11 protein-coding genes are annotated in these 15,312 nt (G+C 55.9%); 4 read left to right on the top strand and 7 right to left on the bottom strand.

The features are described 5' to 3' along the window. Positions 1–16: 16 nt before the first annotated feature. The 4 genes from RISK_RS22520 to RISK_RS32345 form a co-directional block, all read right to left on the bottom strand. Positions 17–1,711 carry a SulP family inorganic anion transporter gene (locus RISK_RS22520; protein ID WP_047816529.1) on the bottom strand — a complete coding sequence of 565 codons (1,695 nt, stop codon included), beginning with the start codon at positions 1,709–1,711 and terminating at the stop codon, positions 17–19. 249 nt (positions 1,712–1,960) lie between these two features. Further along, a complete protein-coding gene (locus RISK_RS22515; RefSeq protein ID WP_047816528.1) occupies positions 1,961–3,328 on the bottom strand; it encodes a sigma-54-dependent transcriptional regulator in 1,368 nt (455 codons plus the stop codon). Next, on the bottom strand, positions 3,325–4,704 hold the full coding sequence (locus RISK_RS22510; RefSeq protein WP_047816527.1) for a two-component system sensor histidine kinase NtrB: 1,380 nt from the start codon (positions 4,702–4,704) through the stop codon (positions 3,325–3,327). The genes RISK_RS22515 and RISK_RS22510 overlap by 4 nt, the downstream gene beginning before the upstream one ends. Next, on the bottom strand, positions 4,697–4,873 hold the full coding sequence (locus RISK_RS32345; RefSeq protein WP_160311488.1) for a hypothetical protein: 177 nt from the start codon (positions 4,871–4,873) through the stop codon (positions 4,697–4,699). Before RISK_RS32345 ends, RISK_RS22510 begins: the two co-directional genes overlap by 8 nt. Positions 4,874–5,090: 217 nt before the next feature. On the opposite strand from RISK_RS32345, the gene RISK_RS22505 reads away from it, so the two are divergent. The 4 genes from RISK_RS22505 to RISK_RS22490 all read left to right on the top strand — a co-directional run bounded on the left by RISK_RS22505 (position 5,091) and on the right by RISK_RS22490 (position 12,684). Then, a complete protein-coding gene (locus RISK_RS22505) occupies positions 5,091–8,348 on the top strand; it encodes a DUF2309 domain-containing protein (RefSeq protein WP_083435123.1) in 3,258 nt (1,085 codons plus the stop codon). Further along, positions 8,345–9,754, top strand: coding sequence for a proton-conducting transporter transmembrane domain-containing protein (locus tag RISK_RS22500; protein WP_047816526.1), 1,410 nt, complete (start codon positions 8,345–8,347; stop codon positions 9,752–9,754). Before RISK_RS22505 ends, RISK_RS22500 begins: the two co-directional genes overlap by 4 nt. 11 nt (positions 9,755–9,765) lie before the next feature. Continuing rightward, positions 9,766–11,223, top strand: coding sequence for a proton-conducting transporter transmembrane domain-containing protein (locus tag RISK_RS22495; RefSeq protein ID WP_047816525.1), 1,458 nt, complete (start codon positions 9,766–9,768; stop codon positions 11,221–11,223). Between the two features lie 120 nt (positions 11,224–11,343). Next, positions 11,344–12,684: a sugar porter family MFS transporter gene (locus RISK_RS22490; protein ID WP_047816726.1), complete on the top strand. Its 1,341-nt coding sequence runs from the start codon at positions 11,344–11,346 to the stop codon at positions 12,682–12,684. Positions 12,685–12,690: 6 nt separating this feature from the next. Here the strand turns inward: RISK_RS22490 and RISK_RS22485 are convergent, their stop codons facing one another. From RISK_RS22485 to RISK_RS22475, 3 genes are all read right to left on the bottom strand, one after another. Beyond that, complete coding sequence (locus tag RISK_RS22485) at positions 12,691–13,617, bottom strand: GGDEF domain-containing protein (protein ID WP_047816524.1); 927 nt, start codon at positions 13,615–13,617, stop codon at positions 12,691–12,693. An 82-nt stretch (positions 13,618–13,699) separates the two neighbouring features. Continuing rightward, positions 13,700–14,749 carry a threonine aldolase family protein gene (locus tag RISK_RS22480; RefSeq protein WP_047816523.1) on the bottom strand — a complete coding sequence of 350 codons (1,050 nt, stop codon included), beginning with the start codon at positions 14,747–14,749 and terminating at the stop codon, positions 13,700–13,702. A gap of 40 nt (positions 14,750–14,789) precedes the next feature. Then, a complete protein-coding gene (locus RISK_RS22475; RefSeq protein WP_236696583.1) occupies positions 14,790–15,194 on the bottom strand; it encodes a DUF2853 family protein in 405 nt (134 codons plus the stop codon). Between the last annotated feature and the right edge of the window lie 118 nt (positions 15,195–15,312).

Here is a 15,312-nt window from a genome sequence, read left to right as displayed (position 1 = left end):
GGGCAAAAGGGTCGAATCAATGACTCACGAGCGGTCGCTTTCGGGCGGCCATCGGATGTCGTGAGAACGGTTGGTGATGATCCATCCCCACGACGTTCAATTCAATCCCTTCGCGAGCAAATTCGCCTTCGAGTTCATGCAATTTTTCCATCACGCTGTGGTCGATCAGGTGAACATCGCTGAAATCAACAGTGCAGTTCTTGCCTTGTTTCAGGCTCTTTTCAACCACTCGACGCCGAAAACTGATCCAGTTGCTGAACACGGCCGACTCGGTTGCATGAACGCTGACTTCGGTTTCGGATGTTTCATCGAATTCCAGCGTCGGCACAAACAGCGATCGAAGAGGAACACCATTGAACAGGTGAATTGCGAATTTGGTGCCGATCCCGATGCCGATCCCGATCAACAAATCGGTGGCGAGAACAGCCACCAAGGTTGTTGCGAAGATGATCAATTGCTCACGTCCCACACGGTACACACTTCGGAATTCACTGGGCGATGCCAAACGAAATCCGGTGAAAACCAGCATCGCAGCCAACGCGGCCCGAGGGATGTTGTGGATCAATCCAGGCAACAGGGCAACGAATCCGAGCAAAAAGACACCGTGCCACATATTCGCGAATCGCGTCTTGGCTTGATTGTCGAGATTGGCTTTGCTCCGAACGATCTCTGAGATCATGGGCAAACCGCCGATCAAGGAGACTGCCATGTTGCCGACTCCGACCGCCCACAAGTCTCGGTCCAAGTTGGTTTTTCGTTTGTAGGGATCCAACATGTCGACGGCTTTGGCGCTGAGCAACGATTCCAAAGAACCAATCAATGCAAACATCAACACCCACCCCAATGCCGTGGGCAGTGTTTCACTGTTGAGAAACACACTGAAGTCAGGAAACGTGATCGCACCAAACAAATTGAAGGGCACGGTTACCAAGTCGCTCTCACCAACCGCGAATTCTTTTCCCATCAATGTGTACGTGTGGTCGCTGGTCAAATTCATCGCCATTCCCAACGGGATCGCGACCAACAAAACCACCAAGGGGCCGGGGACTTTGTCGATGAAACTGATACTGGTCCGACTCTTTAGAAACGCCAGACCAAACAAGATCACCAAGGACACGCCGCCGATCAGCGCGATCTCGGGGTTCGCGTTCATCAAGAGGTGCGGCAACTCACGTAAAATTTCCAGCGGTTCGCCGGTCGCGGACTGCCCCACAACGATGGGCAATTGCTTGACCATGATGATGACGCCGATCGCCGCCAACATGCCGTGCACGGCCGCGGTGGGGAAGAAGTCGCCGAGGATCCCCGCCCGCAACAACCCGAAGACGATCTGGACCAAACCGGCCACCACGCCAACGGCAAGCGCCATTTTGTAGGCTTGCATGTCCGCCACTTGGTCCACCCCTGCGGTGTAGCCGAAGCTATTCACGGCTCCGAGCACGATCACGATCATCCCGGCCGCGGGGCCTTTGATCGTCAGTTCGCTGTTGCTCAGAAACGTCGTCAGGACCGAGCCGACGATCGCGGTGAACACGCCAGCGATGGCGGGGAAACCGGACGCCAGTGAGATCCCCAAGCACAACGGCAAGGCGATCAAGAACACCAAACCGCCAGCGATCAGGTCGTCTTTGAAATAGCGTTTGAAACCGTTGAGATCGCCTCGTGGCGGCTCGTCGGTGGGGGTGACGGAGGGGTCCGAGGGAGCGTTCATATTGAGATCGGCATCGCAAACTGAGTGAAAACCATTGCCGCCGGAGCGGTCGGCTCACTCAAGAGCATGCATCGTACCAAGGCGGTTCCAGAGCCCGGGCACTCAGCTCCAAGCCGCAATCTTCCCCCGTAAATCACGGCGTCAAACCCAGCGAAGTTTTCCTGCGAAAATCCGTGACAGGATTCGCCAACAGGCTCTCATCGAGGGAACGTGCAAGCGTTTGCGTGAAGACTGCAAAGAATTGCAGGGTCAGTGCAAACCGTAGCGGCCCATCTTGTAGTGCAGCGTTCGGACGCTCACGCCGAGCCGTTTTGCCGTGTTTTCACGATGGAAATCACACTCGGCTAGAACCGCCGAGATCATCTCACGTTCACAGTTTTCGACCGCTTCGCTCAAGGAGGCGGGCAGCACCTTGGTGCCACTGCCCAGCGTCGCGGGCTGCAAATCCGCCGGCAGCTCATGAGAATCGATCACATCGCCCGTGTGCGTCACCACCAAACGCTCGACCAGATTGCGAAGCTGTCGAACGTTCCCCGGCCACTGAGCCCCCACCAACACCCGCATCGCGTCCGGAGCGATTTGCTTCATCGGACGGCCGTGTCGCGAGCAAAAGTGTTGAAGGAAGTGTTCAATCAGCAGCGGAATATCATCGCGGCGTTGACGCAGCGATGGCACCTCGATTGGAATCACATTCAACCGGTAATAGAGGTCTTCGCGAAACGAGCCGTCTTGGATCATTTCCGGCACAGACTTGTTGGTGGCCGAAACCACTCGCACGTCGGTTTCCAAAACGGTTTCACCACCCACGCGTGTGAATCGCCGCGATTCCAACACACGCAGCAAATCCACTTGGCTCTTCGCGGACATTTCGGTGACCTCGTCCAGAAACAACGTGCCGCCGCCTGCCTGTTCGAAGCACCCCGGCTTTTGTCGTGAGGCGCCACTGAACGATCCTTTCTCGTGACCGAACAACTCACTCTCGAGCAATGTTTCCGGCATCGCGCCCAAGTTGACCGCCACGAACGGACCACCACTGCGGTCGCTCAGGTCATGCAACGCACGAGCGACAAGTTCTTTTCCCGAACCACTTTCTCCTTGGATCATCACGGTCGCTTCGGTGGCGGCGACTTGACGGATTTGGTGAAAGACATCCTGCATCGCGGCGCACTGCCCAATGATATTGGACAGTTCCCCCGCATCGGCCAACCGGGTTCGCAGCGTTTGATTTTCCTGACGCAGTTCTCGGTGTTCCCGCGCTTTGCGGACCTGCTGCCGAACCAAGTTCAAATCCAATGGCTTGGAAATGAAATCAAACGCCCCGGCGCGCATCGCATCCACGGCGGTTTCAACGGTGCCGTGCGCGGTGATCACAATCACCGACACTTCCGGGTCGATGTGCCGCATTCGCCCAAGCAATTCGATGCCGTCCATGCCTCCGCCCAATCGAACGTCGGCGATCACCAACTGGAAGTGCCCCGATTCAAACTTGGCCAAACCACTTTCGGCGTCCACGGCGGTTTCGATTCGGTCCGCTTCCTGGACCAAACCTTTTTCCAACCCCGAACGAATGTTGGGTTCATCATCGACGATCAAAACCGAGAATTCGCTGCGGTTCATGCTGATTGACTCAGTGGAAGGAGGACCGTGAACTCGGTGCCTTGAACGGAACGGTGTGTGTCGGATGCGTCGTTCTCAAGCACCCGAAAATCAATGCTGCCATCGTGTTGCCGGACAATCTTGTCACACAAAGCCAACCCCATGCCAGTGCCGTTGTTGCGGGTTGTGAAATACGGATCAAAGACGCGAGATCGAATTTCCTCGGGAATCCCGTTGCCTTCATCACGAACATCGATCCGAACAAATTCATCTTGGCGACTGAGGCGGAACGTGAGTTTTCCGCCGTCAGCCATCGCAGCCATCCCGTTCAATGCCAAGTTCAACAGGACTTGTTCCAAACCGACCGAGTCACCCTGGATCAAACCCACCATTTCAGCCGGGAGCTGAACGTCCAGCTTCACCGATTGCTGCTCGGCTTGTGGACGCAGCAACCGCACCAATCGTTCGATCAAAATCGCCACGTCCACTGACGTGAGACCGATTTGGTTGGTCGACGCGTAATTCCGGAACCCGTCCAGGACATCGTTGATGCGATGAACCTCGGTGTGCAAGACATCCAACAATTCGTCGACTTCCGCGTCTTGTGTTGTCGCGTCCAACCGCTCACACAGCAGTTGAATGTGCAGGGACAGGGCACTCAGGGGGTTCTTGATTTCATGCTGCAATCCTGCGGCAAGCGACCCCAATCCCATGTAGCGTTCCATCCGGCGGAGGCGTTCTTCAATCAATTCCTTTTCCGACACATCCCGCACATGCAGCACGGTGCCAATTTCTTCTCCACGTCGGTTTCGAAGCAAGGTGCATCCCGCTCGCAACGTTTGACGGTGACCTTGGTTGTCGACGGTGTAATCACGATCGCGAATGGGATGATGATACGTCGCGACCTCGTCACGAATTTCGGCGAGCAACGCGTGACGTTTTCCGAGTGATTCCAACGTCCTTCCCAGATGCTCTTGGTCGCAGTTGACCAGTTGCAATCCGCTGGGATTGATGCTGGTCATCCGGCCATTGCGATCCGTGGTGATGACCCCGGCATCCATGCTGGCCAGCACGTCGGTGGAGTAGACTTTGACATCTTGCAGCGTTCGTTCGCTGCTGAGGTAGCCGCGAACAACCCAGGCCAAAGCGATCGCGGTTCCGATGATATTCAGCCCCAGCAACACGACCAATCCGCCCTGCAAACTGAGTTCGCCCGACAATTCGCGAGCGGCTTCGAGGTCGCTCTTGGGCAGGTGTTCGGTCAACTCTGCGAAAATTTCCTGCTCGTGTTGCACGTGGTACAACATCGCCGCTGTGACCGCGAACGCCGTCAAGCTCAACAGTGCAAGCCCCGCGGCGAAACGCCGGACACTGGGTCCATCGTGGTTGTCAAACATCGAGATCGGGTGGTTGGAAGGACAGTTTCATTCGCGGGCGTCGATGCAAGGTTTTGCAGTGCAGGTGTGCAAACAACTGCACACCTGCCGATGACATCCCATTGTCGCTGAAATCGAACACGGGGCCAAAAACCGCGTCATTCCCGCCCTGCAAGCTCACCAGTTGCATTCGTTTTCACCCAAACCTGGCCTTGGCACAACACGTGCTTCGCCAAGCAACCTCTGTTTTCTCGCACACGCCCCCAGAACGCCCAAAAAGGTGTCAGGTACCTTTTTGCGAATCCTGGCCCTTTGGGTCACTTCGGCAAAATTGATTTTGACTTATCTTCTTTGTCATTCGCGTTCGGATTCCGTGTGCCACGCCAGACTGGCCAGATGAAGCTCGCATGACCCAACCCACCCCCTCCACATCGATTGCATCCGGCGTGACCTCCGACAACCGCGATCAAACGGCTCTTTCCTCCGCAGACTTTGACGACACATCACTGCCCAGTGGTCAGATCGCCTCTCCGGCGAAAACGGACCCTCCGCCCTTCGATGTGGTCCATGCGATTCAGCATGCCAGGCACTTTCTACCGGCTCAGGGGCCCATTTCGGTTTTCGTTCACCACAACACCTTGCATGCTTTCGACGACATGCCGTTTGAAGAAGCTGTGCTCGAAGGCGGACGTCGATTTGGATGCGAACCCTATCTCAGTGAGGAGCGTTACCACGAAGAACTTGCCCGAGGTCGGATCTGCCGAGAAGACCTTCGCGAAGTCTTGATGGCTGACTTGCAAGAAGACGCAGACAAACTCGTGGCGACATTTGGAACTCGCTACACGTTGCGTTTGTCAATGTTGCAAACAGAGCTTCAGCCCATGCCGGAATCAGGACTGAGCTGGGTGTTGGCTGAAACAAAATTGTTGGATCGATTCCGGAACGAGGTTCCTGCTCCGTACCGTGAAAAAACAATCACTCAAACTCGCAGCTGGGTGATGCGGCAACTCGAACCGCTCGCGAACACGGAAACAACCGCAGCGAGTTCACCAACTCGGCCATCGCCTCTTCCCTCTTCCCTGCGTGATCGATTGCAGGCGGCGGGCGAATCCAAAATCCATCGCTGGAACGACGAGCAATGGGAATCTTTCGTTCTGCACGCTCTCTGGGAAGCTTGTCGGCAGGGGATGGAGCAAGCGGAGGTGCCGCCACCTGCGGAAACACACGTTGATTCGCTGAACCATTTGATGCTCGGCGAATTGGGAGTCGACCTGAACACGAAGATCGATGATGTCCTGATTCGTTTTTGCGGCAGCTTTCTCGACCAGGGCTTTGCCGATTGGGCACTGCCAGAACGAGAAGACGGCTTTGCCAAAGCCTTTGCCAATTTGTTCTTGGGCAGGTGGGCGATTCGTGCGGACTGGATGGTGGGCATCGACGCGGCGCTGCGTGAAGTCCAGCACACCGATTGGGATGCGATCCAAAGCATCGAATGTTCACTCAACAAACTTGGAATTCCGAACAACGAATGCGAGAGTTTTCTCTCGGAGTGTCTGCTCACGCTGAGAGGCTGGGCAGGCATGATTTGGCAGATGGAAACGAACAGCCCATTCTTGCCGAACCCGGTCCCGGAAGGTTCTCTCAACCAGTACTTGGCCGTTCGTCTGATCTTGCTCACGCACGCGGTGGAGCACTTTGGCAATGCAAAATTCAGCGTTGGAACCGCCAGTGAGATCATTGGGCTCGCCTTAAAATCAGCGAGTTCCCGGTCCACTCCGTCCAAGCGTTCACGCACCCACACCGTCTTTCAATTGGCACAATTGGGCGGATGGACCCCCGAACAATTGCTGAACATGTCAGCCGCACAGTGGCGGTGCTTGATCACTGAGATCGAATCGTTTCCGTCTTTGGATCGTCGTCGTTTGTTGCACGCAGCGTACGAGCGTCACTATGCCAAACAAGCTCTCGATGCGATCGCGATTCACTCGCGCCGTCGACGTGAGCTGAAGCAACCGCCCCCGCCTCCGGCTTACGCAGCCATCTTTTGCATTGACGATCGAGAGGAGTCGTTCCGGCGTCACTTGGAAGAGGTCGATCCAGAATGTCGGACCGCATCAGCGGCTGGTTTCTTCGCGGTTGCGATGTACTACCAAGGAGCCGACCACGCTGATTTCCGGCCATTGTGCCCGGGGATCATTTCTCCTCAACATTATGTTCGCGAAGAACCTTTGTTCTCGTCGATGGCGGCGGGTGAACGAAGAGCACTCCGCAGACGACGGTTGGGATGGTTCGCACATCAGATCCACCAGAACTCACGGACTTTGCTTGGCGGTTGGGTCACCGGTCTGTTCGGCGCTGTGGCGACGGTCCCCATGGTCGCCCGAATCCTGGCACCACGATTGACTTCACAAATCCGAGAGTCGATGGGGAATTTCGTGCGGCCACCGAAAACGGAATTGCACCTGGAACGTTTGGCAGCGGAACCGGGTTCCGCTCCAGAATCGATGGGTTACAGCCTCGACGAGATGTCCCAGATCGTTGTCCGCATTCTAGAAGACATCGGGATGGTCCGTGACTTCCCACCGATCATCGTGTTCTTTGGTCATGGCAGCGGCAGCCTGAACAACCCCCACGAATCCGCTTACAACTGCGGGGCTTGCAGCGGTGGCCGCGGTGGGCCCAACGCACGTGCTTTCGCGGTGATGGCCAATGACCCCAGGGTCCGTCGACGCGTGGCCGAACAGGGCATTGAGTTGCCCGAGGAGGTGCGTTTTGTCGGGGCCTATCACAACACGTGCAGTGATGACGTGGACTACTACGACTTGGATTCTTTGCCCCGATCGCATCGAGCCCTGTTTCGGCGAATTGAATCGAAGGTCAATGAAACCCGAACGCGAAACGCACATGAACGCGCTCGTCGGTTCGAGTCTGCCCCCTTGGATCTGACACCGCAAGAGGCTCTCGAACACGTGGAAGAACGGGCGGAAGATCTGTCGCAGGCACGCCCCGAATACAACCACGCAACCAACGCGTTGGTAACGGTTGGTCGGCGTGATTGGTCGCGAGGGTTGTTCCTGGATCGACGCGCGTTCGTAACCGAATACGATCCTGCGGTGGACGATGAAGACTGCAGCGTGCTCACCCGTATTTTGCAAGCGGCCATACCGGTTTGTAGCGGCATCAGTTTGGAGTACTACTTTTCGACCGTCGACGTGGAAGGCTACGGGTGCGGTTCCAAACTACCGCACAATGTCGCGTCCATGGTCGGCGTCATGACGGGCGCGGCCAGCGATTTGCGTCCCGGACTTTCGCAGCAAATGATTGAGATCCACGAACCGATGCGGATTCTCTTTGTCATCGAGACCACCCCTGAAAAACTATCGCAACTCGTTGCCAAAAACGAGGGCATTCGCCGTTTGGTGGAGGGCAACTGGGTCCAGGTCGCGGTCATCGATCCGGTCACCTCCATCATCCAACGTTATGTCGATGGACATTACGAACCGCATGTGGTTTCCGGGTCCGAAATCCCGATCGTCGAATCCTCGATGCATTGGTACCGGGGTCAGCGAGACCACCTGGGCTTTGCGACCATTCAAGAAACTGAGATCAAACAACCGATGACTTCATCCGAATCGAACGCAAGTCCAGCGGGAGTTCTGGCATGAGCACTCTGGATATCTTCTTTCACTCGCTGGGGACCGCCGTGGTTGCCAGCCCCGTGTTGCTCCTGGCTGTGCTGGGTTTGTCGCTGCTGTTCAATCGTCCGTTCAGCGAAACCGCCACGGTTCGTCTGACACAAATGTCGGTGTTGCTGTCGCTGCTGCCAGCCATCGCGATTTTGATCGCGATGTTGGCGACCGGCATTCGCAACGTCCCGATTGAATTTGGAAACTGGGTCACGATTCCTGAGCAAGCGTTTCACTTCCATCTGAAGTTCACCTTCGATCGATTGAGCATTCCGTTCTTAATGCTGTCATGCGTTTTGTGCGGCGTCGTCGGTGAATTCTCGCGGCGATACCTGCACCGCGAGCAAGGCTTTGCCCGGTTCTTTTTGTTCTATGCCATCTTTTATTGTGGGATGGTGCTGTCCTCCTTGGCAGGCACGATTGAGACCCTGTTCGTTGGTTGGGAGATGGTCGGTCTGTCGTCAGCGTTGTTGATCGCCTACTTCCATGAACGCGAAAATCCGGTTCGCAACGGGCAACGCGTCTGGACGATCTACCGACTCTCAGACGCCGCCTTGTTGATCGCCGCGATCACCATGCATCACATGGTGGGGGAAGGTGACTTTGGCGGGTTGATGAGTTCAGGGATCTGGCCCGAAGGCACCGCAGCGGTGACGCCTTCTCAGGCGTTGCTGGTCGGCACATTGTTGTTGATTGGTGCGGCAGGGAAATCGGCGTTGTTTCCGTTCAGCGGATGGTTGCCGCGAGCAATGGAAGGCCCCACTCCTTCGAGCGCCATTTTCTATGGTGCATTGTCAGTGCACTTGGGTGCCTATTTGTTGCTTCGACTCAGCCCACTGATTGAAGCCTCGCTCGCATTGCAAATGATGGTGTTGTCACTGGGAGCAATCTCTGCGATCGGTGGCGCGTTGATGTCTCGGGTTCAGAACGACGTGAAGACATCGCTGGCGTACGCCTCGCTCACCCAGGTCGGAATCATCGTGGTCGAAATTGGGCTGGGACTCCGTTATCTCGCGTTGATTCACATCATGGGCCACGCGACGTTGCGAACGATGCAGTTGCTTCGTGCTCCAACACTGCTTCGTGACTACAACGACCTCGAAAACAAGATCGGCTCGCGTTTGACGCAACCGTCTTGGTCGGGCGTGCGTTGGCTGCCCCAATCCGCTCAACGTTGGTGCTACCGATTTGGTTTCGACCGCGGCTTCATGGACATCGCCCTGGACCGCTGGGTCGCGGGTCCGTTTGTGAAGTGTTTCCGCGCCTGCAACGAGTGCGAACAAAAAATCACTCGTTGGCTTTCACGGGAACCGGACGCAAACACGGAAGAGACTTCGCCGGACTTAGCCAACGACACATCACAAGACATCTCCACCGCCGCTTAGGAATTCGACCGTTGTCTGAACTGCATTTTCCCTGGATCGAGTGTTCGATCCTTGTTCCGCTTCTCGGCGTGTTGTGGCTGCAATGGCGTGGCAATGGCGAACGCGCCTTGCGTGACACCGTCGTGGTGTGCGTTGTGACGTTGTTGCTGACGATCGGCGAATTGGTGGACTTCACCATGATCGGCGCCTTCGAAGCCCATGATCATTGGGCGTTTCTGCGCTGGATTTTTCCGCCGGATGTCTTTGTCATCGACGAGCTGAGTGCCTTTCAATTGCCATTGGCGGCTTTGATCTTCATGGTCATCGTGCTGTCAACGCTCCGCACGAAGGCGCCCCGGTTCTCACTCGAACTGGCATTGATATCCGAATCGTTGGTCTTGGCCACGTTCAGCTGTCGAGCGTCTTGGGCTTTGATCATTTTGCTCGTCGCTTCGACGATCCCTCCTTTCTTGGAATTGCGCCGTCGCAAACGCTGCACCCGGATTTATTGTTTGCACATGGGATTGTTCGCCGGATTGCTGGTCGTTGGTTACGGATGGTTGACAATGGTCGATCCCAGTTCATCTGCGGTTCTGATCCCGGGTGCGTTTTTGACAGCCGCCGGACTGCTTCGAAGCGGTATTTTCCCGCTGCACTTGTGGATGACAGATCTATTTGAAAAAGCCACCTTCGGCACCGCGATCTTGCACACGACTCCATTGGTGGGTGCCTACGCGGTGATGCGTCTGGTGCTGCCGATCGCTCCGTCATGGGCGCTGCAAAGCATCGCGGTGTTGTCCTTGTTCACCGCGGTGTATGCCGGTGCGATGGCATTGGTGCAATCAGATGCTCGCCGAATGTTTTGCTTTTTGCTGCTGTCTCAGTCCTCCTTGATTTTGGTGGGCTTGGAACTGGTCACCCCAATCGGTCTGACCGGCGCGCTGTGTTTGTGGCTGTCGGTGGCGATGTCGCTGACGGGGTTTGGAATCACACTGCGATGCATCGAAGCTCGCATCTCACGAATCTCACTCGATGAATTCCATGGCCTGTACCCGCAGATGCCCATGCTGGCCGGTTTCTTCTTGCTGACAGGACTGGCGTCGATTGGGTTTCCAGCGACGGTGGGATTTGTCGGGATGGAATTGCTGATCGAAGGTGCGGTGGAGGTTTATCCACTGGTGGGAACCATGGTGGTGATCGCGACTGCATTCTGTGGTGTCGCGGTTTTACTGGCTTACTTTCGCGTCTTCACCGGCTGCGAGAACCGAACCGTGATTTCAATGCGAGCCCGGCCTGCTGAGCGATTCGCCATTTTGCTGCTGACGTTGTTGCTGCTGGGAGGCGGACTGTACCCACAACCCGGGATCGCGTCTCGCTACCACGCCGCGAAAGAGTTGACTCGTTTACGGAGCAACGCATCGTTTGAGGATGCTCCTGCGGAACCGGCGGCGCATGGGCACGCGTTGGCCGCAGCACACATTTCGGAATGAAGTCTTGCTAGACTTGGAACGAAACGCATGCTGGCGGTCTGCTGCCATCTGCTCATGAAGCGGCGGCAGATCCCATGACGAAGATGCGTCCCTCCTCGTTCCGACAGCAGGCAATTGAAATTGAACCAGCGCGTTTTCTTGTGGAGTTTGACTTCGTCCTTGGCGGGATTCCTGTTTGGTTTTGACACCGTTGTCATTTCTGGAGCAGAGAAAGCCATTCAGAGTTTGTGGGCGTTGGGAGACTTTCAGCACGGACTCGCATTGAGCGCTGCCCTGTGGGGAACCGTTGTGGGGTCGTTGGTAGGCGGCTGGCCCACCGACAAGTTCGGGCGCAAGAACACCTTGTTGTGGATTGGGATCCTGTACTTGGTGTCGGCCATCTGGTCGGGGCTCGCGACCGGCATGAACTCTTTCATGCTCGCTCGATTCATCGGCGGGTTAGGAGTTGGCATCTCAACGGTCGCTGCGCCGCTCTACATCTCCGAGATCTCACCGCCGGAACAACGTGGCACCCTGACTGGGATGTTCCAATTCAACATTGTCTTTGGAATCCTCGTCGCGTTTGCGTCCAATTACTTGATCGGGTCCTGGGTCACCGAGAACGCGTGGCGATGGATGTTGGCGGTGGAATCCCTGCCGGCATTGATCTTCACAGCCATGTGTTTCCAACTGCCCGCCAGCCCCCGATGGCTGATCGCGATTCGGAAAGATCGGTCCGCGGGCGTGACCGTCCTGAAACAGTTGCGTCCCGAGGCGTCCGAAGCCGACATCCAGCAGACGGTCGACGAGATTGTCGCGTCCGTCCGAGCGGAGTCTGACACAACGCCCGCCGAGCCCTTTTGGAGTCGGCGATTGTTCACACCGATTTCGATCGCGTTCCTGGTTGCGTTCTTCAATCAGCTTTCCGGGATCAACGCGATTCTGTACTTCTCGCCACGCATTTTTGAATTGGCGGGGATGGGTGAACAGACCGCTTTGCTGAAGTCCATTGGGATTGGTGTGACCAACCTGATCTTCACATTCGTCGGGCTGTACTTGATCGACCGACTGGGCCGGCGCACGTTGTTGCTGATCGGATCGGTGGGCTACGTCCTGTCGCTGGGCACCTGCGCTTACGCGTTTCAATCCGAAACGTTTGCCATCGTTCCCGCGTGTATTTTTGCTTTCATCGCGGCGCACGCCATGGGACAAGGGGCCGTCATTTGGGTGCTGATTTCAGAAGTCTTTCCCAACGAACACCGTGCTGCGGGACAGGCGCTGGGCAGCTTCACTCATTGGATCTTTGCCGCGATTTTGACATTGGTATTCCCGTCTGTCGTCGATCATTTCCAACCGTCGATGATCTTTGGGTTCTTTTGCTTCATGATGATTCTGCAAGGACTCTGGGTCTTCACGATGCTGCCGGAAACCAAAGGCATTTCATTGGAGCAAATGGAAGCGAAACTCGGCATTCGCAACTGAACAAGCTCAGGCAATCTGCCCGTTGATCGCCGGTCGAATCGCAGTCTCAATTCGGCATTGATTGCGACCGGCTTTCTTCGCGGTGTACAGCGCAGAGTCGGCGCGTTGGAAGGCAGATCGGTTGTCGTCCGATGCCAACACACAGGTGGCGCCGATGCTCACGGTCACTTTGATCTCTTCTGTGAGAGATTCCAATTCCTCGATCGCGCGTCGGTGTTTTTGCTGAAGAGATCCCAGCTCATCGATCGTGGTGTCCGAGAAGATCACCGCGAATTCTTCGCCACCAATCCGGGCCACCAAGTCCTTCGGTCGGCAGGTGTCACGAAGGCTTCGTGCGACTTGGCGAATCACGCGGTCGCCCAAATCGTGCCCACCTGAATCGTTGACCGATTTGAAATGATCGATGTCAACGATGCCCACGCAAAATGGAACACCATCATGCGAGAGAATTTCTGAACGGCGTTTGAATTCGATGTCACAGCAGCGGCGATTCGCGATCCCAGTCATGGAGTCACGAAGGGAAGCTTCCTGAAGTTCGAGCATCTGCCGTTGCCGCAGAATTGCATGGACCGTCAGACGGGTCAGCAAGTGATCCTTCAAGTCGTGCTTGGACAGGAAATCTTGAGCCCCTGCTTCGATCGCGGCAAATCCTGTTTCGATTCTGTCGTCACCGGTTTGCACCACGATTGGGATCGAAGTGGTGCGTTCGCGAATGGCTCGAATCGATTGCAAACCATTGCTGTCCGGCAACCCCAAGTCCAACAGGACGATGTCGAAATCACTTTGACCGAGCTTTTCAAACGCTTCCCCCAACGAAGAGGCGCGTTCAATTTGGGCATCGATCACGGTGGCGCGTTCGAACACACGCGTGATGAACATCGCATCCAAATCGTTGTCTTCGACCAATAATAAACGAAGGGATTCGATGGGCATGAGCTTGGATCAGTCCGCGAGATGAGTGCCAACATTTGAGAGTACGATCAAACCTACGACACGATCTGGACTCAGCAGCTGACTACCCCAACAAACCCAGGAATTGATCGATTTCGGCGGGATCCGTGCAGAAGGAAGTCACGAATCGATACATACCATGCCCCTCGGGAGGGTCTGTGGTGGAGTCGTTGGGGGTTGGCCAGGCGTAGAAGCGTGCCCCTGCCGATTGCAGACGTTCGGCGTGTTCTTTCTCGATCACCACGAACACCTCGTTGGTTTCGTTCTGCCAAGCCAGTTCTGCCTGGGACGATTTTTCAATCCCTGTGGCCAATCGAGCGGCCATCGCGTTGGCATGCCGGGCCAATCCCAGCCAGAGGTCATCGTCCAAGTAAGCATGAAACTGAGCGGCGATGAATCGCGTTTTCGAGAACAGCTGGGCGGCTCGCTTGCGGATGAACGGCATCTGCTTGGCGAGCTCAGGGCGAAAGAAGATGATCGCCTCGGCGCACCAACACCCATTCTTTGTCCCACCAAACGACAACACGTCCACGCCAGCCTTCCAAGTCATCTCGGCCGGAGTCAGGTCCAGATGAACAAGTGCGTTCGCGAATCTTGCCCCATCCATGTGCAGCGGAAGTTTGTGTTCGTGAACAATCCCGCTGATCTCTTTCAGTTGATCAACGTTGTAGACCGTGCCCACTTCCGTCGCTTGCGTGATGCTGACCGCCATCGGTTGTCCATGATGGACAAAATTAGGGTCAAACCGTCGCAATTGCTTCTGCAAGGCTCGCGGGCAGATCCTTCCATGATCACCAGACACGGGTGCCAAGCGAGCCCCCGAGGTGAAGAATTCAGGTGCCCCACATTCATCTTCAATCAAATGAGCATCGCGGTGGCAGAGCACAAACCCACCCGGTCGGTTCACGGCGGACAGCGCCAGCGAATTCGCGGCGGTACCGGTCCCGACAAAGAACACTTCCAAGTCCGTTTCGAACAACTCATTGAATCGTTGTTCGAGGCGGCGATCCAGATCGCTTGTCCCGTAGGCGGGGGACATACCCTTCGCATGGCGACTCAAGGATTCCGCAATCGGGTCGGCGGCGCCGGCCCAATTGTCACTCGCAAAAAACATGAACCGACACCTCACCAAAATTCAACGTGTTAATGAATCATCATCCCGCCACTCGGTGCATGGTATCGCTTTCCTGTGCCAACAAATAGTAGAACGTGACGCGACATTTCGCTTTGTCACCCTTCATGATCTCGCACACCTTTTGGATGGCCGCGTCGGCTTGTTCGGACGTCAGGTCCAAGTTCACTGAACAGTAACCGCTCCTGATACCGGCGAGTTCTTCCGGGTCGGTTGCCGCAACGGTTGACGAGTCACGGTTTGCCAAGGCCAACCGCAGGTGGTTGACCAAGGATTCCACCGCGTCTTCGATGGGATTGGGGACATACTTCTTCACGTTCGCCAGGTATTTTTCCATGACTGTGTCTCTGGTTGGGAGCAAAAAAGGGGCGTAATTGACCACCCGTTTGTAGTGGACAGTGACCGACGAAACAACCTTGAAAGCCATCGCTGTCAATTCCGCAACCACTGAACTAGATTGTCCGCTCCCATCACCCCCCTTGAGGAGTTCCACCATCATGCAAGTGTGTAGATTACGCAAGATTCTTGTGCTGCAATCGGTCGTT

The organism is Rhodopirellula islandica (assembly GCF_001027925.1).
Taxonomy (GTDB): domain Bacteria; phylum Planctomycetota; class Planctomycetia; order Pirellulales; family Pirellulaceae; genus Rhodopirellula; species Rhodopirellula islandica.
This window is presented reverse-complemented; position numbering and strand designations above follow the sequence as displayed.

Bases quoted from the DNA above. Each gene is read 5' to 3' on its own strand.
- RISK_RS22485 (WP_047816524.1), bottom strand. From the start codon at position 13,617: ATGCCCATCGAATCCCTTCGTTTATTATTGGTCGAAGACAACGATTTG.
- RISK_RS32345 (WP_160311488.1), bottom strand. From the start codon at position 4,873: ATGCAACTGGTGAGCTTGCAGGGCGGGAATGACGCGGTTTTTGGCCCC.
- RISK_RS22520 (WP_047816529.1), bottom strand. From the start codon at position 1,711: ATGAACGCTCCCTCGGACCCCTCCGTCACCCCCACCGACGAGCCGCCA.
- RISK_RS22515 (WP_047816528.1), bottom strand. From the start codon at position 3,328: ATGAACCGCAGCGAATTCTCGGTTTTGATCGTCGATGATGAACCCAAC.
- RISK_RS22500 (WP_047816526.1), top strand. From the start codon at position 8,345: ATGAGCACTCTGGATATCTTCTTTCACTCGCTGGGGACCGCCGTGGTT.
- RISK_RS22475 (WP_236696583.1), bottom strand. From the start codon at position 15,194: ATGGCTTTCAAGGTTGTTTCGTCGGTCACTGTCCACTACAAACGGGTG.
- RISK_RS22505 (WP_083435123.1), top strand. From the start codon at position 5,091: ATGACCCAACCCACCCCCTCCACATCGATTGCATCCGGCGTGACCTCC.
- RISK_RS22510 (WP_047816527.1), bottom strand. From the start codon at position 4,704: ATGTTTGACAACCACGATGGACCCAGTGTCCGGCGTTTCGCCGCGGGG.
- RISK_RS22480 (WP_047816523.1), bottom strand. From the start codon at position 14,749: ATGTTTTTTGCGAGTGACAATTGGGCCGGCGCCGCCGACCCGATTGCG.